Source organism: Micromonospora sp. CPCC 206171 (genome assembly GCF_036906755.1).
Lineage (GTDB): Bacteria > Actinomycetota > Actinomycetes > Mycobacteriales > Micromonosporaceae > Micromonospora > Micromonospora purpureochromogenes.
Window position 1 is genome coordinate 145,707 of sequence record NZ_JBAKHT010000003.1, and the last position, 23,324, is coordinate 169,030.

Annotated in this window: 23 protein-coding genes; 3 read left to right on the top strand and 20 right to left on the bottom strand. The window is 74.2% G+C overall.

From position 1 onward, the window contains the following. Nucleotides 1-3: 3 nt before the first annotated feature. From V6U89_RS05735 to V6U89_RS05780, 10 genes are all read right to left on the bottom strand, one after another. Nucleotides 4-564: a hypothetical protein gene (locus V6U89_RS05735; RefSeq protein ID WP_334569578.1), complete on the bottom strand. Its 561-nt coding sequence runs from the start codon at nucleotides 562-564 to the stop codon at nucleotides 4-6. Then, nucleotides 561-1,937, bottom strand: a complete 1,377-nt coding sequence (locus tag V6U89_RS05740; protein WP_334569825.1) for a DUF58 domain-containing protein — start codon at nucleotides 1,935-1,937, stop codon at nucleotides 561-563. Before V6U89_RS05740 ends, V6U89_RS05735 begins: the two co-directional genes overlap by 4 nt. Continuing rightward, nucleotides 1,934-2,941, bottom strand: coding sequence for an AAA family ATPase (locus V6U89_RS05745; RefSeq protein WP_334569579.1), 1,008 nt, complete (start codon nucleotides 2,939-2,941; stop codon nucleotides 1,934-1,936). Before V6U89_RS05745 ends, V6U89_RS05740 begins: the two co-directional genes overlap by 4 nt. Beyond that, complete coding sequence (locus tag V6U89_RS05750; protein WP_442933871.1) at nucleotides 2,941-3,528, bottom strand: hypothetical protein; 588 nt, start codon at nucleotides 3,526-3,528, stop codon at nucleotides 2,941-2,943. The genes V6U89_RS05745 and V6U89_RS05750 overlap by 1 nt, the downstream gene beginning before the upstream one ends. A gap of 34 nt (nucleotides 3,529-3,562) precedes the next feature. Beyond that, nucleotides 3,563-4,306, bottom strand: coding sequence for a DUF4129 domain-containing protein (locus V6U89_RS05755; RefSeq protein WP_280837950.1), 744 nt, complete (start codon nucleotides 4,304-4,306; stop codon nucleotides 3,563-3,565). Nucleotides 4,307-4,326: 20 nt separating this feature from the next. Further along, nucleotides 4,327-5,040: a uracil-DNA glycosylase gene (locus tag V6U89_RS05760; RefSeq protein ID WP_334569828.1), complete on the bottom strand. Its 714-nt coding sequence runs from the start codon at nucleotides 5,038-5,040 to the stop codon at nucleotides 4,327-4,329. A 19-nt stretch (nucleotides 5,041-5,059) separates the two neighbouring features. Next, complete coding sequence (locus V6U89_RS05765; protein ID WP_334569580.1) at nucleotides 5,060-5,746, bottom strand: dienelactone hydrolase family protein; 687 nt, start codon at nucleotides 5,744-5,746, stop codon at nucleotides 5,060-5,062. Between the two features lie 225 nt (nucleotides 5,747-5,971). Beyond that, the gene (locus V6U89_RS05770; RefSeq protein ID WP_334569581.1) at nucleotides 5,972-6,508 is read right to left on the bottom strand and encodes an LppU/SCO3897 family protein; all 537 of its coding nucleotides are present in this window, start codon (nucleotides 6,506-6,508) and stop codon (nucleotides 5,972-5,974) included. 107 nt (nucleotides 6,509-6,615) lie between these two features. Continuing rightward, nucleotides 6,616-7,659, bottom strand: coding sequence for an HAAS signaling domain-containing protein (locus V6U89_RS05775; RefSeq protein ID WP_334569582.1), 1,044 nt, complete (start codon nucleotides 7,657-7,659; stop codon nucleotides 6,616-6,618). Next, complete coding sequence (locus V6U89_RS05780) at nucleotides 7,656-7,988, bottom strand: PadR family transcriptional regulator (RefSeq protein WP_334569583.1); 333 nt, start codon at nucleotides 7,986-7,988, stop codon at nucleotides 7,656-7,658. The genes V6U89_RS05775 and V6U89_RS05780 overlap by 4 nt, the downstream gene beginning before the upstream one ends. Nucleotides 7,989-8,109: 121 nt before the next feature. On the opposite strand from V6U89_RS05780, the gene V6U89_RS05785 reads away from it, so the two are divergent. Then, complete coding sequence (locus V6U89_RS05785) at nucleotides 8,110-8,781, top strand: hypothetical protein (protein WP_334569585.1); 672 nt, start codon at nucleotides 8,110-8,112, stop codon at nucleotides 8,779-8,781. Between the two features lies 1 nt (nucleotide 8,782). Here the strand turns inward: V6U89_RS05785 and V6U89_RS05790 are convergent, their stop codons facing one another. The 5 genes from V6U89_RS05790 to eno form a co-directional block, all read right to left on the bottom strand. Then, a complete protein-coding gene (locus V6U89_RS05790; RefSeq protein WP_334569830.1) occupies nucleotides 8,783-9,730 on the bottom strand; it encodes a Ppx/GppA phosphatase family protein in 948 nt (315 codons plus the stop codon). 183 nt (nucleotides 9,731-9,913) lie between these two features. Beyond that, the gene (locus tag V6U89_RS05795) at nucleotides 9,914-10,426 is read right to left on the bottom strand and encodes an amino-acid N-acetyltransferase (protein ID WP_154939489.1); all 513 of its coding nucleotides are present in this window, start codon (nucleotides 10,424-10,426) and stop codon (nucleotides 9,914-9,916) included. Nucleotide 10,427: 1 nt separating this feature from the next. Next, nucleotides 10,428-10,985, bottom strand: coding sequence for a DUF501 domain-containing protein (locus V6U89_RS05800; protein ID WP_334451623.1), 558 nt, complete (start codon nucleotides 10,983-10,985; stop codon nucleotides 10,428-10,430). Between the two features lie 63 nt (nucleotides 10,986-11,048). Beyond that, complete coding sequence (locus V6U89_RS05805) at nucleotides 11,049-11,672, bottom strand: FtsB family cell division protein (RefSeq protein ID WP_334569586.1); 624 nt, start codon at nucleotides 11,670-11,672, stop codon at nucleotides 11,049-11,051. Between the two features lie 30 nt (nucleotides 11,673-11,702). Then, the gene (gene eno, locus V6U89_RS05810) at nucleotides 11,703-12,986 is read right to left on the bottom strand and encodes a phosphopyruvate hydratase (RefSeq protein WP_088963944.1); all 1,284 of its coding nucleotides are present in this window, start codon (nucleotides 12,984-12,986) and stop codon (nucleotides 11,703-11,705) included. Nucleotides 12,987-13,219: 233 nt separating this feature from the next. Between eno and V6U89_RS05815 the strand changes: the two genes are divergently transcribed. Together V6U89_RS05815 and nudC are read left to right on the top strand one after the other, a co-directional pair. After that, nucleotides 13,220-13,912: a hypothetical protein gene (locus tag V6U89_RS05815; RefSeq protein ID WP_334569588.1), complete on the top strand. Its 693-nt coding sequence runs from the start codon at nucleotides 13,220-13,222 to the stop codon at nucleotides 13,910-13,912. 104 nt (nucleotides 13,913-14,016) lie between these two features. After that, nucleotides 14,017-14,874 (top strand): NAD(+) diphosphatase, encoded by an 858-nt coding sequence (gene nudC, locus V6U89_RS05820; protein ID WP_334569589.1) that lies wholly within the window; start codon nucleotides 14,017-14,019, stop codon nucleotides 14,872-14,874. Here the strand turns inward: nudC and V6U89_RS05825 are convergent. From V6U89_RS05825 to mfd, 5 genes are all read right to left on the bottom strand, one after another. Beyond that, entirely contained in the window at nucleotides 14,863-15,879 is a 1,017-nt protein-coding gene (locus V6U89_RS05825) for a hypothetical protein (protein WP_334569590.1), read from the bottom strand. The two genes, nudC and V6U89_RS05825, sit on opposite strands and share 12 nt — an antisense overlap. Nucleotides 15,880-15,881: 2 nt before the next feature. Beyond that, entirely contained in the window at nucleotides 15,882-17,501 is a 1,620-nt protein-coding gene (locus V6U89_RS05830; protein WP_334569592.1) for a DUF885 domain-containing protein, read from the bottom strand. Nucleotides 17,502-17,626: 125 nt separating this feature from the next. After that, nucleotides 17,627-18,607: a nucleoside triphosphate pyrophosphohydrolase gene (locus V6U89_RS05835; RefSeq protein WP_334569593.1), complete on the bottom strand. Its 981-nt coding sequence runs from the start codon at nucleotides 18,605-18,607 to the stop codon at nucleotides 17,627-17,629. Nucleotides 18,608-18,609: 2 nt separating this feature from the next. Next, complete coding sequence (locus V6U89_RS05840; protein ID WP_334569595.1) at nucleotides 18,610-19,395, bottom strand: hypothetical protein; 786 nt, start codon at nucleotides 19,393-19,395, stop codon at nucleotides 18,610-18,612. Between the two features lie 61 nt (nucleotides 19,396-19,456). Then, a complete protein-coding gene (gene mfd / locus V6U89_RS05845) occupies nucleotides 19,457-23,095 on the bottom strand; it encodes a transcription-repair coupling factor (RefSeq protein WP_334569596.1) in 3,639 nt (1,212 codons plus the stop codon). Nucleotides 23,096-23,324: the final 229 nt, after the last annotated feature.

Consider the following 23,324-nt stretch of genomic DNA (forward strand, 5'->3'; position numbering starts at 1 on the left):
CCGCTATCCGCGACGCAGCAGCCAGCCCAGCAGCCCGCTCAACCCCACCGCCACCAGCAGTCCGGCCACCGTCGCCGCCTGAAACCCGGCACCCCCGCCGATCTCGCCCAGCCAAGCCAGGATCACCCCGACCACGGCCGTGGCGAGGATCACCGTGCCGGCCCGGCTCAGCCAGCGCAGCACCAGATCCGGGTCGACCACGGCGTCGTAGGGCAGCACCGCGGCGAGCGCGCAGAGGGTGTGCGCCAGGTAGAGGGCGGCAGCCACGGCGAGCAGCCGCCAGAGCGCGATCGGCCGGTCGTACCCGGCGGAGGCGATCACCCAGCCGCCCACGGTGACCAGGGCGGCGAAGGTCGGCCACCCCCGGCGCGGGGCCACCCCCGGCAGCACCGCGACCACCGTGAGGGCGAGCAGCGCCCGCGCGGAGAACATCTCGACCGGGTACGCCAGCAGCAGGCCGACCAGCACGGTGAGGAAGATGCCGGCGCGCACCAGCAGCGGCGCCAGGCTCACCCGGTTGACCGCCGCCCGCAGCGCCCGGACCCGTTCCGTGACCGCGTTCATCGGGCACCCACCCGTGGGGCGGTGGCCAGCCGGGCCACGTCGCGCAGCACCTGGTCCAGGCTGCCCGCGCCGGCCCAGCGCACCACCGGCACGCCGTGCTCGCGCAGCTGGGCGATCATCGTGTCCCGGTCCAGCCGCCACAGCCGGAACGCCACCGGCGCCCAGCCCCGCTCGCCGGGCGGGGCGAGGTCGGTGGGCAGCGTGTCCACCGCGACCACGAACCGGCCGCCCCGCGCCAGCCGGGCCAGCATCTGCGCGGACCGCTCGTCCAGCAGCGGAGTCAGCACCACCACCAGCGCGTCGGCGGAGAGCACCTGCGGCCCGAAGACCTGGTCGTACGGCTCGTGCGGGGAGGCCTCGGCGCGCACGTCGAGCAGCCACTCCAGCACGGTCAGGTACTGCCGGCGGCCGGTGGCCGGGCGCAGCCGGCGGGCCGCCGGCCCGTACTCCAGCATCGCCACCCGGTCACCCCGGTGCAGGTAGTGCTCGGCGATCGCGGCGGCGGCCCGGACCGTGGTGTCCAACACGGACGCGGCGCCCTTCACCCCGCCGGAGCGGCCCGCCTCGGCGAGCACGTCGAGCAGCACCACCACCTCGGCGTCCCGGTCCGACAGGGTGGCCGCCACGTGCAGCTGACGGGCCCGCAGGGAGACCCGCCAGTCGATGCGGCGCAGCCGGTCGCCGGGCCCGAAGACCCGGACGCCGGCCAGCTCGCCGCCCTCGCCGGGGCGGCGCGAGTGGTGCGCGCCGACCAGCCCGGCCGCCCGGGGCATCGCCTCCACCGCCTCGAACTGCTCGGTTTCCGGATAGACCCGCATCCGCACCGGGTCGGTGATCACCGCGCGGGAGACGAGCAGCCCGTCGGCGGCGGCCACCCGCGCGCCGGCCGGGCCGATCGGGTGCCGCCCCCAGCGCCGCGCGGTGCCGGACAGCTCCAGGTCGACGGCCCGGCCGGTGGGGATCGCGGTGACGAACGGACGGTCGGCGCCGGAGCGGCGCACGTCCAGCCCGGCCCCGCCGAAGCCGACCCGCTCGACGCGCAGCCACGGCGAGACGCGGGCCCGCACCACGGCCACGTCGTACGAGACGGTGTCCGGGTTGCCGACGCTGACCGTCGCGGCCATCGCCCCGCCCTCGACCAGGTGCCCGTCGTCGGCGAGGATCTCCAGCTGCGGCGCGGCGGTCGGCCGGCGGCGCAGCGCGTACGCGGTGCCGAGCGCGAACGGCGTGGCGAGCACGACCAGGTCGACCCGGCCGAGCAGCACGGCGGCGATCAGCAGCACCCCGGTGAGCAGCACCGCCCGGCCCAGCGCCCAGGTGGGCGCCCAGCCCGCCGCCGGCTCCGCCGCTTCGTCGGTGGGCACGGTCGTCAGCGCCCCGGCCGGCCGGCCGCGTAGCTGGGCAGGGCGCCGCTGGCCGGGGCGGGCGTCTGCTCCAGCACCTCACCGACCACGAAGGACGGATCGACCCGGCGCAGCCACATCTCCGGCCGCAGTGTGATCCGGTGCGCGAGCGCCGGGGCGGCCACCTCCTTGACGTCCTCCGGCACCACGTAGTCGCGGCCGGCGAAGACCGCCCGGACGCGGGCCAGCAGCAACAGCGCCAGCGAGCCGCGCGGGGAGGCGCCGACCAGCACCGACGGGTGCTCGCGGGTGGCCGCGGTCAGGTCGACGATGTACCGGCCGACGGAGTCCTCCACCACCACGTCCTCCAGCGCGGCCTGCATGGCGCGCAGCGTGGCCGCGTCCACCACCGGCTTGATCTCGGCCTCCTCCCGGCGGCGGGCCATCCGCCGGCGCAGCACGTCCCACTCCTCCTCGCGCTGCGGGTAGCCGAACGACACTCGCAGCAGGAACCGGTCCAGCTGCGCCTCGGGCAGCGGGTACGTCCCCTCGTACTCGATCGGGTTGGCGGTGGCGAGCACGTGGAACGGCTCGTCCAGCCGGTAGGTGACGCCCTCTACGGAGACCTGCTTCTCCTGCATCGCCTCCAACAGCGCCGACTGGGTCTTCGGCGGCGTCCGGTTGATCTCGTCGGCGAGCAGCAGGTTGGTGAAGAGCGGGCCGGCGCGGAAGGAGAAGTCACCGCTGCGCTGGTCGTAGAGGAAGGAGCCGGTGACGTCGGCCGGCAGCAGGTCCGGGGTGAACTGGAGGCGGCGGAAATCCAGGCCGAGGGCCTGCGCGAAGGACCGCGCGGTCAGCGTCTTGCCCAGGCCGGGCAGGTCCTCCAGCAGCACGTGCCCACCGGCGAGAATGCCGGCGAGGACCAGCTCCAGGGACTCCCGCTTGCCGACCACGACCTGACCGACCGCGTCCAGCACCGCCCGGGCCAGGTGGCCTACCTCCGCGGCGGGGATGTTGCGGTCCACGTCGTTCATCAGATCTTCTCCAGTTCGGCGACGATCGCCGCAAGGTCGCGCGGCGACGGGGGGCGGCGGGAGGGAGTGCTGAGGAACGTCCACAGCGGCTCCCCGAGCAGGGTGCGGGCGCGGGCCGGGTCGGACTCGCGGGTCACGCCGTGGCGCTGGCGCAGCCGCTCGTCGGCCAGCTCGCCCAGCCGCGGCAGGATTCGCTCGGTGAACCGCTCCCGGTTGCCGGAGGACCAGTCCAGCGGACGTTCCCACCCGTTGATGGCGGCCCGCAGGGCGTCCCGGGCGCCCCAGTTCCAGGCGTCGGGCTCCTCACCGGCGGGGGCGCGCCCACCGGCGCGGGGCGGGGGCGGCGGGGCGAGGTCGGCGGTGACCCGGCGCACGGCGAGCACCGCCAGCACGCCGGCCACCACGATCCAGATCGAGACCTGGAGGCCGACCGCGCGCAGCACGGCGAGGACCACCGCCGTTGCGGCGGCGGCGACCGCGAGCGTACGCAGCACGGCCCGGCCCCGCCCGCCGCGCTCCCGGCCGGTGGGCGGCGGCGGCTCCTCCTCGAAGGTCAGCAGGTCGTCGAGGCCGGTGCGCTCGGTCACGACCGCACCGCCCGGGGCTCGACGGGTCGCGCGTTCACGCCGGCACCTCCTCGGCGGCGGTGGCGAGGGCGGTCAGTTCGCCGCGCAGCCGGCGCAGCGCCGCCCGGGCCTGGTCGCGCATCCGGGCGTCCACGGTGTGGGTGGCGTACCGGGCCTCGCGGTAGACGTGGGCGAACGAGTCCAGCACGTCGGCGCTGGCGATGGCGGGCACCCCGGCGGCCGGGTCGCCCCGCAGCAGCCGGGTGACCAGGTCGGTCGGGGTGTCCCCGGTACGCCGTGGCACGCCGGCCTCGGTGGCGGCCTCCTCCAGGCGTACCCAGCAGGCGATCACGGCGGTGCGCGGGTCGGTGTCGGCGTCGTCCAGCTCGACCAGGCCGGCGTCGAGGGCGGCGACCACCTCGCGGGCGGTGCCCTCGGCGGTACGCCGGGCGCGGGCGGCCGGGACGGCCCGGGTGGTGCGGCGCAGGGCGCCCCGGATCAGCGTCCAGGCCAGGTAGCCGAGAGCGAGCAGGATGGCCAGGCCCAGCAGGACGATCGCCGCGGTCGCGATCCACTGCGGGATGTCGGCCTGGGTCCGTTCGGCGCCGGCGCGCGGCTCGATCGGGATGGAGGGAGCCGGCGCGGCGGAGGGGTAGTCCGGGACGTACGGGAGTTGCTTGGCGGCGGGCGGGATGCGGCTCGCGCCGATCGAGGAGTGCCCGGCGGCGAGCGCCGCGGCGGCCAGCAGGAGGGTCACCGCGAGGACGGGCCACCACCTGCGCAGCACGCCGAGGTCCATCGCCACCGCCCCACGCAGCCTCAGTCCACCCCGGCGAGTTGCTTCGCCCGGGCGAACACGTCGTCCAGCATCAATGGTGTCAGCCGTCCCGTGAAGGTGTTCTGCTGGCTGACGTGGTAGCAACCGAGCAGCTCGGGGGCGGCTGTTCCGGACCAGTGTGCCCCATGCCCGAAGACCGGTCGCGGGCTGGGCGGGCGGACGCCGTACACGTCGCGCAGCACCGGCCACCACGCGGCCCAGGCGAAGGCGCCCAGCGCGACCACGACGCGCAGGGTGGGCCGGATCAGCGCGACCTCGCGGTGCAGCCACGGCGCACAGGTGTCCCGCTCGGCCGGGGTGGGCTTGTTGTCCGGCGGCGCGCACCGCACCGCCGCGAAGATCCGGGTGTCGCGCAGCGTGAGGCCGTCGTCGGCGGCCACGCTGGTCGGCTGGTTGGCCAGGCCGGCGCGGTGCAGGGCGGCGAAGAGCACGTCGCCCGACCGGTCGCCGGTGAAGATCCGACCGGTGCGGTTGCCGCCGTGCGCGGCCGGGGCCAGCCCGAGGATGCCGATCCGGGCGTCCGACGTGCCGAAGCCGGGCACCGGGCGACCCCAGTAGTGCTGCTCGCGGAAGGCCGCCCGCTTCGTCCGGGCGACCTCCTCCCGCCAGGCGACCAGGCGCGGGCAGGCGAAGCAGTTGCTGACGGCGCCGTCGAGGTCGGCCAGGTCGGTCGCCCGCGCGGCGCGGGCGACCACCTCCACGGGGGTACGGGGCTCAGCCAAGCTTGGCCCGGAAGAGTTCCAGGGTGCGTGCCCAGGCGGTGGCGGCGGCCCGCTGGTCGAAGTTCTCCGGCCGGTCCTCGTTGAAGAACGCGTGCGCGGTGCCCGGGTAGTCGTAGGTCTGGCAGGTGCCGCCGGCCGTCTCGATGGCCCGGCGGACGGTCTGTACGCCGTCCGCGGCGGAGAGACCGTCCGCTTCGGAGCAGTGCACGACCGCCGCCTTGCCGGCGTAGTCGCTCCACTCGGAGCGCATCGCCTCCCACGGCAGCCGCGGGTAGAAGGCGGCGGTGGCGACGATCCGCTCGGACCGGGTGGCCGCCCAGAGGGCCAGGCTGGCTCCGGCGCAGAAACCCGCGCAGCCGACCTTGCCGGTGACCTCGGGACGACCGGCCAGGTAGTCCGCCGCGACGGCGATGTCGGCCGCCGCCTCGTCCATCTGCGCGCTGTTCAGCATCTGCCGGGGCTCACTCGGCTTGCTGGCCGGCTGACCGTGCCGGAAGTCCGGGGCGAGGGCGACGAAACCCGCCTCGGCGAAGCGGTCCGCGACCGACCGGATGTGGGGCACCAGACCCCACCAGTCCTGGATGACGATGACCGCGGGGCTGGCCGCACCGCCGGAGGGTATCGCGAGATACCCCTCGCTCGTCCCACCGTTGCTGGCGTAGCTCACCATCTCGCCCATCGGCCGTCCTCCTAGCGGTCAGTCATCGTTGGCTGGTCGCCCAGTGGTCCTACGTGCCGGTAGCCTGCCACGCCGTGAGCGCGCCGGGAAGACGCGAGAACAGTGGCATATACCTCCCGTTCACCGCATGGTGAACCGGCGTACGACGACGGCGGCGCGGGGGCTTCCCGCGCCGCCGTCCGACGGTCGTGCCGAGGCCGGTCCGGCCTTCGTGGTCCCGGCCGGTCAGGCCTTCCTGGTGAGGCAGAGCAGGTAGCCCTTGCCACCCGGGGCGATGTTGTAGAAGACGTAGCCGTCCTCGCCGGGCTTGATGTACTGCTCGCACGCCTGGCCGCTCTTGGCCTGCGCCTCGGTCTGGTCCTCCACCCGGCCGACCACCGTGTAGACCGCCTCGGTCGAGGTGCACTTCACGACCTCGGCGCTGCTGACCGAGCGCTCCTCGGTGCCGGTGACCGCGGGCAGTTCGGCGATGCAGTCACCGGCCTTGGCCTCGGCCGTCTCGTCGGAGTTCAGGAAGTTGCCGATGGCCGTGCCGAGGCCGAACTTGAGGCCGGCGACGACCAGGAACACCACCACCGCGCCGATGATGCCCAGCGCCTTGCGCCCGCCGGATCCCTTCGCCGCCGGCTCGACCGGAGACGCCGCCGGCGCGGCCGCGTCGGCCTGCGGAGCCGCGTCGGCCTGCGGGGCCGGGTCGGGCTGCGCGAGCTGCTCGGGCTGCGCGGCCTGCGGCGCGGAGGGCGGTGCTACCTGCTCTGACACTGAGGATCCTTCCGAGGGGTGGACGAGCAGACGACACCGTAGCCATCAAGATCGAGATGCGCTGTCCCGTTCCCCTCATCCGTTCAGCCATTTTCCAGAGTCGATCCTCAGCTCGTCGGGGCGGGCGCCGGAGCGGTCGGCCCGGCCGGCGCGGTCACCGTCGGCCCCGGTGCGCCCACGGTCGGGGCCGGTGCGCTCGCGGTCGGCGCCGGCGCGCTCGCGGTCGGCGCCGCGGTGGCCGAGGGCGCGGCGGTCGTCGGGGCGGTGCCCGGCGGGACGGGCACCTGGGCCGGCGGGCGGGGCCGGAACGGTGCCTGCTCCGGGCAGTACGGATAGCCGCGCTGCACGGGGTTGACGTCGGGCAGGGCCGGGTCGGCGCAGGAGGGCCAGCCGAGCCGGATCGGGGTGCCGTTCTGGTCGAAGAGCCGGGCGTTCTCCACCAGTCGCCCCTCGCTGTCGTAGACGTAGACGTCCTGCACCTCGTCGTACGGGTTGCGCACCGAGATCGGGTCGTAGCCGTAGTCGCCGTGCCAGCGGGCCCGCTCGTCCACCTGCACCAGCGCGGCCAGGGCGAACACGACGAGCACCAGGGTGCCGGCGCGCAGCAGGAAGCGCGGCCAACGGCGCAGCTCGCCGGCCCGGCGGCCCAGCCAGATCGAGGCCAGCACGCAGCCGACCAGCAGCACCAGCCCGGCCAGCGCACTGCTGCCCACCCGGGGCACCACGGCCAGCGGCGCGCCGGTCATCGCGCCCAGCAGCGACGCCGCCAGGTAGCCGCGCAGCACCCACCACGCCGGGCGGAGCAGGCGGAGGAACTCGCTCGCCGAGGCGTACCCGAGCAGGGGGCCGAGCCGGGTGTCCAGGCCGGCGAGCCGCACGCGGGCCCGGCCCGCGACGGCGCCGAACCGCTGTTCCAGGCCGAGCCGGCCGGCGGACCGCTCGCCCGCGCCGGCCGCGGCGCGCAACTCGGCCGCGTACGCCTCCGGCTCGCCCAGCCGCTCGACCAGCGAGCCGCCGTCCTCGGCGGCGACCTCGGCGAGGTGCTCCGGCAGGTCCTCGGTCAGTTCCTCGCGGACCGCCGGCGGCAGGTCGGCCAGCGCGGCCCGCACCCGCTCCACGTAGTCCGTGATCTCCTGCCCAGTGACGGTCATGCCGCCATCCCCCGATCGTCGAGCAGTCTGTCCATGGTGGTGGCGAACGAACGCCAGGTCTTGCCGGAGCGGCTGAGCTGGTCCCGGCCGGCGGCGTTCAGCGCGTAGTACTTGCGGTGCGGCCCGGATTCGCTGGGCACCACGTACGTGGTGAGCAGGCCGGCGCCGAAGAGCCGGCGCAGCGTGCCGTAGACCGAGGCGTCGCCGACCTCGTCGAGGCCGGCCTCGCGGAGCCGGCGCAGGATGTCGTAACCGTAGCCGTCCTCCTCCTTGAGCACGGCGAGGACGGCCAGGTCGAGCACGCCCTTCAGGAGCTGCGTGGTATCCACGGATTCGAGAGTAGTGTGGATTGCGTAGTACCGTCAACGCCCTCGCCGCGGTTCAATCCTTCGAATTAAGTTTCGCTTAGCGGGCCTGCTGATCCGCGAGCAAGATCGGTACCTTGCCCGGATGCGACACATCCGAACCGTGATCACCGCAGCCGTCGTGGGTCCGCTGGCCTGGATCCTGTTCGCCCTCGGCCAGGACCGGTCAGCACAGGCGTTCGCCGATGCACCGGACGGCGGTGCGCTGGACAGCGGTGCCTTCGTTCAACCCGCGCTGGTGCTGGCGGCTGCCGGGATCCTGCTCGGGCTCATCGCCACGCTCCGGATCTCCCCGCTGGGCGCGGCGCTGACCGGGCTGGTCTACTCGGCCAGTTACCTGGGCCTACTGGTCCGCCCGGCCGCGGTGATGAGACTGCTCGACCACAACCTGACCGTGGGCGGCCACCAGGTCGACCTGGCGGCCCCCGTACGGACCGGCACGACACTGCTGGTGGGCTCGCTGCTGCTCGTCGGGGTCGTGAGCATCCGCCGCTGGCAGCGCTGGCCGCAGCCCGCCGCCGACGCACCCGCCGCGCTGGTACCGGACGAGATCATCCCGCCCGCGGCGGACCGGGACCGCCCACTCGGCGTGGACGGCCTCGGCCTGAGCACGCCACCCCCGACGCCGGAGCCGGAGCTGGTTCGGACCGGCGGCGCGGACTGGCCCGATCGTTCGGACCGGGCCGGCTCGCCGTCGGGCGGCTCCGGGGACGGGCGCGGGCAGTGGTCGGACTGGAGGCGCCAGCCGACGCGCTGAACTACTGACGCCGGTCCTGCGGGGCGAGGCTCCAGGCGATGCCGTCGAGGATGTCGTGTTCGGACGCGACCACCGACGGCATGCCGGCCCGCTCCATGATCACGCGGAGCACCAGCGCGCCCGCGCCGATCACGTCGGCCCGGCCCGGGTGCATCACCGGAACGCCCAACCGCTGCTCGCGGGTCTTCGCCAGCAGGTCGGCGGTCACGTCGGCCACCTGCTCGTACGACACCCGGGCGTGGTGGATGCGCTCCGGGTCGTACTCGGTGAGGCCCTGGGCGATGGCGACGACGGTGGTGACCGACCCGGCGAGGCCGACCAGCGTGGCGGCCTGGCGGCCGGGGACGGCCTCGAGCGCGCGGTCCACCGCGACCGCGATGTCGGCCTGCGCGGCGGCGATCTCGTCCAGCGTGGGCGGGTCGCCGTGCAGGTGCCGCTCGGTCATCCGGACGCAACCGATGTCCATCGAGATCGCCGCCTGCACCCCGCCCTCCCGGGTGCCGACGACGAACTCCGTCGAGCCGCCGCCGATGTCGACCACCAGGTACGGCGGCTCCGCGTCGGCGGGCAGCCCCCGGACCGCGCCGGTGAAGGAGAGCCGGGCCTCCTCGTCGCCGGTGACCACCTCGGGCGCGACGCCGAGGGTCTGCTCGACCATGGCCCGGAAGTCCCCGGCGTTGGCGGCGTCCCGGGAGGCGGAGGTGGCGCACATCCGCACCCGCTCGACGCCCAGCTTCTCGATCTCGGCGGCGTAGTCGGCCAGCGCCACCCGGGTCCGCTCGATCGCCTCCGGGGCGAGCCGGCCGGTCCGGTCGACGCCCTGGCCGAGCCGGACGATCTCCATCCGGCGGGTCAGGTCGACCAGCGGCGCCTGCGCCCCGGCGGACGGGTCGGGCAGGTCGGCGACCAGCAGGCGGATGGAGTTGGTCCCGCAGTCGATGGCGGCCACACGCGTCGTCACGGCAGCAACCCTACGGCAGGCCCGCCGGCCCGACCTGTCGGTCGCCACCGGCGGCAGCACCTCGTCGAGGGTGATACCGCAGAGTCATCTTGATGCCTCTGCGGTATCACCCTCACCGGCGTGGCCGCATCCGGAGGGCGTGGCCGGGCAGCACACCGAGGGCGAACCGGCTTACAGCCGCAGCAGCATCCGGGTGTTGCCGAGCGTGTTCGGCTTGACCCGCTCCAGGTCCAGGAACTCCGCGACACCCTCGTCGTACGAGCGCAGCAGCTGCTCGTAGACCGGCTGCGGCACCGGCGCCCCGTCGATCTCGGTGAAGCCGAACGCGCCGAAGAAGCGGGTCTCGAAGGTGAGCACGAAGATCCGCGCCACGCCCAACTCCCGGGCGGCGTCGATCAGCTCGCCCACGATCCGGTGACCGATCTTGCGGCCCCGGCACACCGGGTCCACCGCCACCGTCCGGATCTCGGCCAGGTCCTCCCACATCACGTGCAGCGCGCCGCAGCCGACCACGGTGCCGTCGCCGGTCACCGCGACCCGGAACTCCTGCACGTCCTCGTAGAGGGTGACGGTGGCCTTGCTCAACAGTCGCCGGTCGTCGGTGTACGTGTCGACCAGCCGCCGGATGCCGCGCACGTCACCGGTGCGGGCCCGGCGTACGACGATCTCGTCGGCGGCGCTCATCTCACTCCGCCGCCGGCACGTCCACGCACGGCCCGGCCGCCCACCACTTCTCCACCAGCGCCAGCGTCTCGTCGCCGAACGGGTTGACCCCCGGCCCGGCGCCGAGCGCGTGCCCCAGGTGCACGTGCAGGCACTTCACCCGGCCCGGCATCCCACCGGCGGAGATGCCGGCGATCTCCGGCACCTGGCCGATCGCCTCCCGCCGGGCGAGGTAGTCCTCGTGCGCCGCGCGGTAGCGGGCGGCCAGCTCCGGGTCCTCGGCGAGCCGGTCGGCCATCTCCTTCATCAGTCCGGCCGACTCCAGCCGGCTGCACGCCGCCGTCGCGCGGGGGCAGGTCAGGTAGAACAGCGTCGGGAAGGGCGTACCGTCGGCCAGCCGCGGCGTCGTCTCCACCACGTCGGGCAGCCCGCACGGGCACCGGTGGGCCACCGCCCGGGTGCCGCGCGGCGGGCGTCCGAGCTGCGCGGCCACCGCGGCCAGGTCGGCCTCGGTGGCCGGTTCCCGCTGCGGCAGGGGTACGGAGTCCGCCGCCGGCTCCTGCGGTGGTACGACAGTCACGGTGCCCATCTCTCGTTCGGTGCTGGGGTGGTGCTCACTTCTCGGGGCGCTCGCCGGTGGTGCTCACTTCTCGGGGCGCTCGCCGTTCGCCGCCCGCACACTCGACCAGAGCGTGTCGTACCAGGGGTCGGGGGTCTTCGGCGGGGCCGGCGGCCTGCCGGCGTTGGCGTCCCGGGCCGCGCCCTCCGGGTCGTTCAGCACGATCACCGGCGTCTCGCCCGGCCGGACCATGTAGAACCGCTCCCTGGCCTTGATCTCGATGTACGCCGGGTCCTGCCACTTCGCCGCCTCGGCCGACAGCTTCGAGATCTCCGCCCGCTGGGCGGCCTGCGAGCGTTCCAACCGCTCGATGTCCACCTGCTGGTCGAGGTAGACCCGGACCGGATAGGTGTACGCCAGGGCGAGCGCGATCAGCACCGCGAAGAGCACGGTGGCCCGGCCGGTGAAGCGTCGGGGGTGGGGTGCGGTGAGCCGCTTGATGGTGCCGCCGGCCGCCGTACGACGGGCGGCGGCGGGACGGCTCGCGGAACGTACGCCCTCGGCGCCCCGCGTCCGGCCGGCGGCCGCCCGCGGCTCGGCGCGGACCCCGCCGTCGCGCACGGTCGGCCGGGCGCCACGGGCCCCGCCCGGTCGACCGGTCGGTCGACGGGCGGGACGCTGACCGCCCGGTGTGCGGCGCTGCTGCATCGTCACACCCCTCCCCCGAGGCTTAGCGCGTCAGGCCGAACGGTAACGCGGGAACGCGCCCGCGCCGGCGTACCGCGCCGCGTCGGCCAGCTCCTCCTCGATCCGCAGGAGCTGGTTGTACTTGGCCACCCGGTCGGAGCGGGCCGGGGCACCGGTCTTGATCTGGCCGCAGCCGGTGGCGACGGCCAGGTCGGCGATGGTGGTGTCCTCGGTCTCGCCGGAGCGGTGGCTCATCATGCACTTGAAGCCGGCCCGGTGCGCCAGGTCCACCGCGTCCAGGGTCTCGGTCAGCGAACCGATCTGGTTGACCTTGACCAGCACCGCGTTGGCGGCGTTCTCGGCGATGCCCCGGGCGATGCGCTGCGGGTTGGTCACGAAGAGGTCGTCGCCGACGATCTGGATCCGGTCGCCGACCGCCGCGGTCAGGGTCGCCCAGCCGCTCCAGTCGTCCTCGGACAGCGGGTCCTCGATGGAGACGATCGGGTAGTCGCCGATGAGCTTGGTGTAGTAGTTGCTCATCTCCTCCGCGGACTTCGCGCTGCCCTCGAAGGTGTAGGTGCCGTTGTCGAAGAACTCCGTGGCGGCCACGTCGAGCGCGAAGACGATGTCGGTGCCGAGCCGGTAGCCGGCCTTCTCCACCGCCTCGGCGATCAGGTCCAGGGCGGCGGCGTTGGTCGGCAGGTTCGGGGCGAAGCCGCCCTCGTCGCCGAGGCCGGTGGACAGGTCCTTCTTCTTCAGCACCGACTTCAGCGCGTGGTAGACCTCGGCGCCGGAGCGCAGCGCCTCGCGGAAGCTGGGCGCGCCGATCGGCGCGATCATGAACTCCTGGATGTCGACGTTGGAGTCGGCGTGCGCCCCACCGTTGAGGATGTTCATCATCGGCACCGGCAGCAGGTGCGCGTTCGGGCCGCCCAGGTAGCGGAAGAGGCTCAGCTCGGCGCTGCCGGCGGCGGCCTTCGCCACCGCCAGGGAGACGCCCAGGATGGCGTTGGCGCCCAGCTCGGCCTTGTTGTCCGTGCCGTCGAGGTCGAGCATCTTCTGGTCGATCAGCCGCTGCTCGCTCGCCTCGTAGCCGATGAGCTGGTCGACGATCTTGTCCTCGATGTTGGCGACCGCGTTCTCGACGCCCTTGCCCTGGTAGCGGTCGGAGTCACCGTCGCGCAGCTCGATCGCCTCGAAGGCGCCGGTGGAGGCGCCGGAGGGCACCGCGGCGCGGGCGATCGTGCCGTCGTCGAGCCCGACCTCGACCTCGACCGTCGGGTTGCCCCGCGAGTCCAGAATCTCCCGGGCGACGATTCCCTCGATGGTTGCCACTGAGTCGCTCCTCGTTCGTGTGTGCGAATCCGGTATGGGCCGCGACGGTGCGGCTGGGGCAGGTGTTGAACGCAGCGTATCGGGCGACGGCCGGCCGCACGTCGTCGCCCGCCGTTCGTACCGCGCCCCGGATCCCCACCGGCGCACGGGGTGAGACGGACATTCCCGGATTCTCGGGCCTCAACCGGCAACGGGTTTGCGTCGGGTGGACCCGATCGACCACGCTGGTCGCCATGCCCGCCGTATCGACCACCCTCCGCGTGCTGGCCGTGTCGGTCGCCGCGTCGCTCACGGTGACCGGATGCCAGACCCTGGACGACGCTGGCCGGGCGCTCGGCCGGGCCGACCTGGTCAACGACCTGGCCGCTCGGATGGACGGCGCGCTGACCGGCACCTGGGCCGCGGACTACCGGTTCGCCGGCGGCCGAACGGCCTCGATCGCCCAGACGCAGGAGCCGCTGCGCTCCGCCTACACCTGGCCGGACGGCAAGATCACGGTGACCCAGGAGGCGGTCACCCGGTGCGAGAAAGCCGGCGGCCGGACCGCCTGCACCGTGCTGCCGCCGGCTCTGACCGCCGGCAAGCCGTCGGTGGTCGTCTACACCGAGGCGGACAAGCGGGGACTGGTCACCCCGCCGGCCGTGATGGCGCTGCTCACCGAGGCCGCCCTCGACCCGAACGCCCAGGTCACCCAGTCCGACACCACCGTCGCCGGCCACCACGCCACCTGCGTCGACGTGCGGCGCTCGGCCGGCGACTTCACCACCTGCGTCACCACCGAGGGGCTGCTGGGCAGCTTCACCGGCACCCTGGACGGCGCGTCGACCGAGGTCACGCTGACCCGCTACACCGAGACGGTCGACCCGGCCGCCTTCGAGGTGCCGCCGAACGCGGGCGTGGTGGACCGCCGGCCGGCCACCTCGTGACCGCGCCGCCCCCCGGCCTCCCCGCCGACCCGGCGTCCGCGGTCGGAGCGCCCGCCCAGACCGCGGAGCCGGCTGCCCGCCGGGCGTCCGCAACCGGGGAACCGGTGCCACCCGCCGCGTCGGCGACGCCCGTTCGCGGCGGCGGGTTCCTCCCCGGCGCGGACCGCACCGCCGGGCCGGCGCCGGACGACCTGGCCCTGCCGGTCTCCGGTCGCCGCGTGCTCACCCCCGCCGACGGGCGGTTCGCCCGCGTCGGCGAGCTGCCCGCCGACACCGACTGGGTACCGGTCGGCACGCTGGACGGAGTACCGGCGTGGGCGACCGACGTCGCCGAGGCCGCGGAGTCGTGGGGGCGCTGGCGCAGCTGGCGGTCGCTCGCCGCCGAGCTGCCGGAGCCGTTCGCCACGGCGGCCGGACGGGCGCTGGCCGTGGTCACCTGGCGGCGTACCCACCGGTGGTGCGGGGCGTGCCGGGCCGAACTGGCCGACGTGCCCGGCGAGACCGCCCGGCGGTGCCCCGGCTGCGACCTGTACGTGCCGATGCGGCTCTCCGCCGCCGTGCTCACCGCGATCACCCGCCCCGGCCCGACCGGTGGCCCCGACGAGCTGCTGCTGGTACGACACGCGTACGGGCCGACGGAGCTGTGGGCGCTGGTCGCCGGGTTCGTCGAGGCCGGCGAGACACTGGAGGCGGCGGTACGCCGGGAGGTCGGCGAGGAGGTCGGGCTGGCCGTCGACCGGGTGGCCTACTTCGGCAGCCAGCCGTGGGCGATGTCCGGTCCGGGGACGCTGCTGACCGGGTTCACCGCCACCGCCGCCGACCCGTCCGCCGAGCCGGTGGTGGACGGGCGGGAGCTGACCGAGGCGCGCTGGTTCCCGCTGGACGCGCTGCCGGCGGAGCTGCCGCCGGCGTACTCCATCTCGCGCTGGCTGATCGACGCGGTGGCCGGCCTACCGGGCTGAGCCCGTTGCTGACCCGGCTCTGGCGGAGCTGAACGTGAGCCGGTGGTAGCCCTCGGCGTACACGAACTCCCGCCCGTCCGGGGAGAAGCTCGGATGGTGTGCCTCGGCCTCGTCCAACAGCTTCGACATCTTCCCGGTGGCCGCGTCGACGGACCAGACACCGCCCTTCTCCTCGGGCGAGGTGACCGCCGCGAGGACGGTGCGGCCGTCCGGAGCGACCGCGAGGTCGGCGAGGCCCGGCAGCCCGGTCAGGGATCTGGCCGAGTCCGCCTTCGGGTCCCACACCACCAGATGCCACTCGTAGCTCTCCAAGGCGTCGCTCCGGCGATCCGGGAGCTTCCCGAGCGAATCCGGCGCGGCCAGGAAGTACAGCAGGCCGTCCCCGGCGAGCGCCGGCGAGCGCACCCAGGCGACCGGCCCGCACTCACGGTCCGAACCACTTATCGGAAACGTCTTCCCGGAGACCGTGATCGGGCGGTCGAACTCACTCGCCTTCCCGTCGACGACCCGCTCGATCGCGATGCCACAGTTCTTCGGCACCTCCGCGAACCCGGTGCCGCTCCCGTCGGCGAATGCCACGTCACCGAGGAACGGCATGGAGGCGACCGACTCCAGCGACCCGCGACCGGCTGAGAAGGTGAACAGCTCGGTACGGACGCCATGACACTGCGCGGCGACGCCGACATCCGCCTCCGACGCCCGGTACAGGAAACTGAACACCCCCCTGCCGCACCCGGGCTCGAGAGCCGACTCGTCGAGCACCAGCTCCGCGGACCCCTCGTCGGGACGCTGCCGCCACAGCTCCGCGCCGTCGGAGGACACCTCACGGAGGAAGTAGACCCAGCCGTCCCGGGCCCAGACCGGATCCGTGACGGTCACCGGCTCCACCACCGCCAGGAGCCGCGAGCACCCGGCAGCCGCCATCGTCGCCAGCAGTACGACCGCCAGGACCACCCGACGCCGGACCCTGCCCGCGCCGCGCCGGTCCACCCAGGCGGTCCGCACGCTCAGACGCCCAGCAGGGTGCGCAGGTGGCGCGGCGGCGGGCAGTCGTGCGCGAGCATCGCGTCGTGCCACTCGCGCACCGACACCCCGTCCGGGCGCGCCGCGGCGATGTCGGCCATCTCGCTGTAGCCCACGAAGTACGTGGAGAGCTGGGTGGAGGTCAGCAGCGCCCGCCGCCACTTGCCGGCCGCCTCGCCCTCCTCCTGGAAGCCGCGCCCGGTCATCAGCGCCATCGCCTCCGACTCGGGCAGGTCCTCGCAGTGCACCAGCTGGTCCAGCAGCGCGTTGATGGTCATCCGCAGCTGCATCTTGAGCTGCTGCAACCGCACCGGCAGGCCACCGAAACCGAGGCCGGCCATCAGCTCCTCGGTGTAGACCGCCCAGCCCTCGATGAACACGCCGGACTCGGTCAGCGGGCGGACCCGGGTCGGGCCGGCGTACCGGCGGGCGTGGGCGAGCTGGAGGAAGTGGCCGGGCATCGCCTCGTGCACGGTCAGGTTGCGGATCATGTGGTCGTTGTACTCGCGGTAGAACGACTCCACCCGGTGCGCGGGCCAGTCCGCCGGGGTGGGCGAGATGCAGTAGAAGGTGGGCAGCGCCGCCGTCTCCAGCGGGCCGGGCGAGTCGCAGTAGGCGACGGCCACGCCCCGGGCGAACTCGGGCATCTCCTGGATCACGCACGGGTCGTCGACCAGGGTGACCAGGTCACGGCCCCGGACGAAGTCGACCGCCTCGTCCAGGGTGGTCGAGGCGAGGTCCACGATGGAGTGATTGTCGGGGTGCTCGGCGGCGAGCAGGTCCAGCGCCCGGCGTACCGTCTCGTCGTCGCCCGGACCGCCGACCAGCTCGACGGCCGCGGCGCGGATCTCCTCGGTCACCCGGTCCAGGTTGGCCCAGGCCCGGCGCTGCACCTCGGCGGCGCCCAGCTCGGTGTCGAGGGTGTGCCACAGCCGCGCCTCCCAGCGCCGCCGCCCCAGCCGGGGGTCGCGCCCCGGCCCGGCGTCGGCAGCCAGACCGATGCGCAGCCACGCCACGAACTCCTCCAGCGCCGCGATCGCCGCGGTGGCGGCCGGCTCCACCCGGTCGAACAGCGCGGGCGCCTGCGCCAGCAGCAGCGGCACCTCGTCGCGGATCAGCGCCGCCGTGCCGGTGAACTGCCCCACCGCCGTCTCGGCGTGGATCCGGGGCATGTCGCGCAGCGTCGCGCGCGCGGTCGCCAGGGCATCGGGTACGGCCGACAGCCGCCCGGCCAGGTGGGTCAGGCGCTCCTCGACCGGGGCGTACGGGCGGGCGAGCACCGCGTGCAGCAGCGGGCCGGGGTTGTGCCGCAGCGGGTCCCACTCGTACCCGCGGATCTCGCCCAGCTCGAACAGTTCCCGGTCGACCAGGGCGCTGAGCAGCGCGTGGTCGACCTGCTCCTCCACGTCGAGCGCGTCGGGGTCGAGTTCGGAGAGCGCGTCGGCGGCATCCCGCAGCATCGCCTGGTCGGCCTTGACGGCCTCCGGGGAGAGATCGGGCAGCCGATCGTCGTACCGGTGGTCACCGGCGGAGGTGGCCAGCCCGGGGCGGCTCTCCAGCAGGGCCTCGACGATCCGTTCCGCCAGCGGCACGAACTCTTCCATTCCCCGACCCTACCGACCGGGGCGTTCCGGCACCCGCCCACCGACTTCCGTCGATCATGAGGTTTACCGGGCGGAAGGCCGGAGTGCGGCCCGTCGGCCTCGTGGTCGACGGGACGGACGGGTGATCAGGAGGTGGGGGGTTGTTCGGCGCTGCGGACCGCGTCGGCGTAGGCGAGGGTGGTGCGGCGCAGGGCGGCCTCGGGGTCGATGCCGGCCTGCCGGGCGGCGGCGACGGTGGCCAGCAGGCTGGCACCGAGTCGCGCCTCCGGGTCGACCTGGGTGTCGGCCAGCGGGGGCGGGACGGCGAGGCCGATCCGGCCCGCGCGGTCCAGGATCTTGGCGGCCAGCGCGAGCGCGGGCTGGCTCAGCGCGATGCCGTCCAGCACCGAGGCACGGGCCTTCTCGGCCTGCTTGATCCGCTCCCAGCTCGCCTCGATCTCCTCCAGCGTGCCCGCCGCCGCCCCGGCGAAGACGTGCGGGTTGCGACGGACCATCTTGTCCACCAGGCCGCCGGCCACGTCGTCGACGCTCCACCGCTCGCCCTCGGGCAGTTCCTCGGCCAGCCGGGCGTGCAGCAGCACCTGGAGCAGCACGTCGCCCAGCTCCTCGCGGAGCGCGTCGGTGTCGTCGGCGCTGATCGCGTCGTACGCCTCGTAGCACTCCTCCAGCAGGAAGCCGGCGAGGCTGCGGTGGGTCTGCGAACGCTTCCACGGGTCACCGCCGGGCGAGGCGAGGCGGTCCATCACCTCGACCGCGTCGAGCAGCCGCGCGCCGGGCGGGTCCCACGAGCCGTACATCAGCTCCAGCTCGGCCAGCCCCGGCTGGCGGGCCAGCCGCAGGCCCAGCTCCCGGGCGAGCGCCTCGTCACCGGCGGGACCGGCCAGCCAGACCGCCGTGCCGTGCGCCGCCACCGCGTCGAGCAGCGCCTGCGTCGCGCCGGCCTCGACCACCGTGACCTCCGCGCCCGCCGCCCGCACCGCCGTGGTCTGCGCGCTCTCCCCGCCGGCCAGCACCGGCGCGGAGCGGACGACGTCCCAGGCGGCCGCGGTCAGCAGGCCGGCCGGCAGCCGGGGCGAGGTGACCAGCAGGACGATCCGTGCGGACATGCTCAGGGGGCCACCGGCCCGGTCGGCTCGGCCGGGGTGACGACCGGCTCGGGGGTCGAGATGTCGGTCACCGGGCCGCTGGCGTCGACGTACGGCAGGGCGTAGAAGACCAGCTCCTGGCCCTTGTTGACCCAGGACGGGACACCCAGCGGCCGGAAGCGCGGGTTGACCGACAGGTCCACCTTGTCGGCCTGCTCCTCCAGCGCCGCGCTGAGCGCCGACGCGGTACGGACGAACCCGCCCTCGCCGAAGAGCTGCCGCACCTGGCCCACCGAGAGCCCGGACTGGATCCCGCCGGTCTCCTCGATCGCGTGGTAGACGGCCATCACCGAGGCGTCGCTGAGGTCGGCCGGCGGCAGCTTCTGGCTGAGCACCATGGAGATGTCGGCCCACTCGCCCCAGAGCTTGGCGAACTCGGCCTGCGCCGGCATCTGGAGCTGCTGCGCGAGCTGCTCCGGGGTGACCTGGTCCGGCACCTGGAGGCCCTGCTCGGCCACGACCCGCTTGCCCAGGTCGATGCTGACCAGCAGGTTCACCACGTCCTGCCGGGTCACCCGGGAGCGGAGCTGCTCCGCCTCGGGGGTGACGCCGGCCTGCGTCGCGCTCTGGCGGATCGCCTCCGCGTACTTCGCCTGGGCGTCGTCGTAGATCGCGTCCACCCGGTCGACCGAGTAGGTCCGGTCACCGACGTACGCGGCCACGTCGGGCGAGGACTTCCCGCAGGCGGCGAGGGAGAGGACACCGAGAGCCGCGACGCTGGCGGCGGCGATGAGACGGCGTGCACGCATGCCGGTCACTCTCTCATGCCCGGTACGGCCGTGTGACGCCGCCCACCACGGGCGGGCCGCCTCACGCCGACGCCCCGGCCAGCGCCGCCGGCTCGCCCAGGACGTCGGAGAGGAGCTGGGCGCACCACTGGAGCAACGCCTGGTCGCGCAGCGGTTCGCCGCCGACCCGGCGGGTGCTCGGCCGAGGCGCGCTGACCTGGTCGGTGGCCGGCTTGTAGACCGAGTCCGGGTGGTAGCGCTTCAGCCGCAGCTGCTTGGAATCCGGCAGCGGCAGCGGGCCGAACCGGATGTGCTTGCCCTGCATCGACACGTCGGTCAGGCCGTACCGGCGGGCCAGCAGGCGGAACCGGGCCACCGCGACCAGGTTCTGCACCGGGGCCGGCGGCTCGCCGTACCGGTCGGTCATCTCGGCGACCACCTCGCGCAGCCGCTCCTCGTCGCGGGCCTCGGCCAGCTTGCGGTACATCTCCAGCCGCAGCCGCTCCACCCCGACGTAGTCGTGCGGCAGGTGCGCGTCGATCGGAAGGTCGATCTTGACGTCGGCCTCCTCCTCCTGGCGCTCGCCCTTGAACGCCGACACCGCCTCGCCGACCATCCGGACGTACAGGTCGAAGCCGACGCCCTCGATGTGGCCGGACTGCTCGCCGCCGAGCAGGTTGCCGGCGCCCCGGATCTCCAGGTCCTTCATCGCCACGTACATGCCGGCGCCCAGCTCGGTGTGCTGGGCGATGGTGGCCAGCCGCTCGTGGGCGTGCTCGGTCAGCGGCTTCTCCGGCGGATAGAGGAAGTACGCGTACGCCCGCTCCCGACCGCGGCCGACCCGGCCGCGGATCTGGTGCAGCTGGGCCAGGCCGAGCAGGTCGGCCCGCTCCACGATCAGGGTGTTGGCGTTCGGGATGTCGATGCCGGACTCCACGATCGTGGTGCAGACCAGGACGTCGAACTCCTTCTCCCAGAAGCCGACCATCACCTTCTCCAGGGCGTCCTCGCCCATCTGGCCGTGCGCCACCGCGACCCGCGCCTCGGGCACCAGCTCGCGGATGCGCCGGGCCGCCTTGTCGATCGACTCGACCCGGTTGTGCAGGTAGAAGACCTGCCCGTCGCGGAGCAGCTCGCGGTGGATGGAGGCGGCCACCTGCCGGTCGTCGTACGCCCCGACGAAGGTGAGCACCGGGTGCCGCTCCTCCGGCGGGGTGGCGATGGTGGACATCTCCCGGATGCCGGTGATCGCCATCTCCAGCGTCCGCGGGATCGGCGTGGCCGACATGCTGAGCACGTCGACCGAGGCGCGCAGGCTCTTCAGGTGCTCCTTGTGCTCGACGCCGAACCGCTGCTCCTCGTCGACGATGACCAGGCCGAGTTGCTTGAACCGGGTCGCCGTCTGGAGCAGCCGGTGGGTGCCGATGACGATGTCGACGGTGCCGTCGGCGACCATCTCCAACGTCCGCTCGGACTCCTTCGGGGTCTGGAAGCGGGACAGCTGCCGGATGGTCACCGGGAACTGGCTCATCCGCTCGGCGAAGGTGTTGTAGTGCTGCTGCACCAGCAGCGTGGTGGGCACCAGCACGGCCACCTGCTTGCCGTCCTGCACCGCCTTGAAGGCGGCCCGCACGGCGATCTCGGTCTTGCCGTAGCCGACGTCGCCGCAGATCAGCCGGTCCATCGGGACGGTCTGCTCCATGTCCCGCTTGACCTCTTCGATCGCGGCGAGCTGGTCCGGCGTCTCCTGCCAGGGGAAGGCGTCCTCCAGCTCCCGCTGCCACGGGGTGTCGGGGGCGAACGAGTGCCCCTTGGACGCCTTGCGGGCGGCGTAGAGCTGGATCAGCTGCGCGGCGATCTCCTTGACCGCCTTGCGGGCGCGGGCCTTGGACTTCTGCCAGTCCGAGCCGCCCATCTTGTGCAGGGTGGGCTGCTCGCCGCCGACGTAGCGGCTGAGCTGGTCGAGCTGGTCGGTGGGGACGAAGAGCCGGTCGCCGGGCTGGCCGCGCTTGCTCGGCGCGTACTCGATGACCAGGTACTCCCGGGAGGCGCCGTTGACCGTGCGCTGCACCAGCTCGACGTACCGGCCGATGCCGTGCTGCTCGTGCACCACGTGGTCGCCGGCCTTGAGCTCCAGCGGGTCGATGGTGTTGCGGCGCCGGCTCGGCATCCTGCGCATGTCGCGGGTGGAGGTGCCCCGGCCACCGGTGACGTCGTTGCCGGTGAGCAGCACGAACCGGGACGCCTCGTCGACGAAGCCGGCGGTCAGGCGGCCACAGCTGACCAGCACCTCGCCGGGGGTGGGCGCGGCCGGCACCTCCTCGACCAGCCGGGCGCCGAGCCCGGCGTCGCGGAGCACCTCGACCGCCCGCTGGGCGGGACCGTGCCCCTCGAAGACCAGCGCGATCGACCAGCCCTCGCCGGCCCAGCGCTTGAGGTCGTCGACCACCCGGGAGGTCTCGCCGTGGTAGAGCGGGGCGGGCTGCGCGGCCAAGCTCACCGCGATCGCGTCGTCGGGCGTGACGTCGACCTCGGTGGGCTCGTCCTCCCAGGGCTGCCGGACTCCGCCGGTGGCGTCCGCCTCGACCAGGCCGAACGGGGCGAGGGTCCACCAGGGCTGACGCAGCGTGCGGGCCGCCGCGCGTACCTCGGCCAGGGTCCGGAAGGCGGCGGCGCCGAGGTCGACCGGGGCCTGGCCGCCGACGGCGGCCGCGGCCCAACTGGCCTGGAGGAACTCGTCCGAGGTACGGACCAGGTCGTGCGCCCGGGTGCGGATCCGCTCCGGGTCGCAGAGCAGTACGTGGGTGCCGGCCGGCATGCAGTCCAGCAGCAGCTCCAGGCTCTCGTTGCCGAGCAGCGCCGGGACCAGTGACTCCATCCCCTCGACCGGGATGCCCTCGGCCAGCTTGTCGAGGATCTCGGCCAGCTCCGGGTGCTCCTGGGCCAGGGCGGCGGCCCGCTCGCGCACCGCCGGGGTGAGCAGCAGCTCCCGGCAGGGCGGTGCCCAGAGCTGCGGGACCTGCTCGATCGTGCGCTGGTCGGCGACGGCGAAGGTGCGGATCTCCTCCACCTCGTCGCCCCAGAACTCGACCCGGGAGGGGTGCTCGTCGGTGGGCGGGAAGACGTCCAGGATGCCGCCGCGCACCGCGAACTCGCCGCGCTTGGTGACCAGGTCGACTCGCCCGTACGCCATGTCAATGAGTCGGCGGGCCACCTCCTCCAGGTCGGCCTCGTCGCCGGCGGTGAGCTGCACCGGTTCGAGATCGCCGAGGCCCTTGAGCTGCGGTTGCAGCAGCGACCGCACGGGCGCGACGACCACCCGCAGCGGGCCGGTACGGCCGTGCGCGTCGGCCGACTGCGGGTGCGCCAGCCGGCGCAGCACGGCCAGCCGGCGGCCGACGGTGTCGGAGCGCGGCGAGAGCCGCTCGTGCGGCAGCGTCTCCCAGGACGGGAAGACCGCCACCTGCTCGGGCGGGAGCAGGCTGCCCAGCGCCGAGGCCAGGTCGTCGGCCTCGCGGGTGGTGGCGGTCACGGCGAGCACGGGCCGGCCGGCGCCACCACCGACCGGATCGGCCGCGACAGCGGCGACGGCGAACGGGCGCAGCGCCGCCGGGGCGGTGAGGTCGAGGCCGTCGACCTGGGCGGCACCGGAGCGCGCCAGGTCACGCGCCCGGGCCAGCCCGGGGTCGGCCAGGGCGGCGGAGAAGAGTCCGGTGAGCATCTGTGATCACTTCCAGGAAATCGACGCACGGCGACGGCCCCGCGTCCAGCCGGACGGGGGGTGCACCTGTCGAGACTATCCCGCTCGGGAGACAATCCGGGCTGGAGCCGTGGCGGCCGGGCCGGTACCGGATCCGCCGGCGGCCGCGGCGACGGGAGGAACGATGCCGGACCAGGTCGGCGGTGATCCCCGGGCACGGACCACCTCGGGTCGGTGGCGGGTGCGGGGC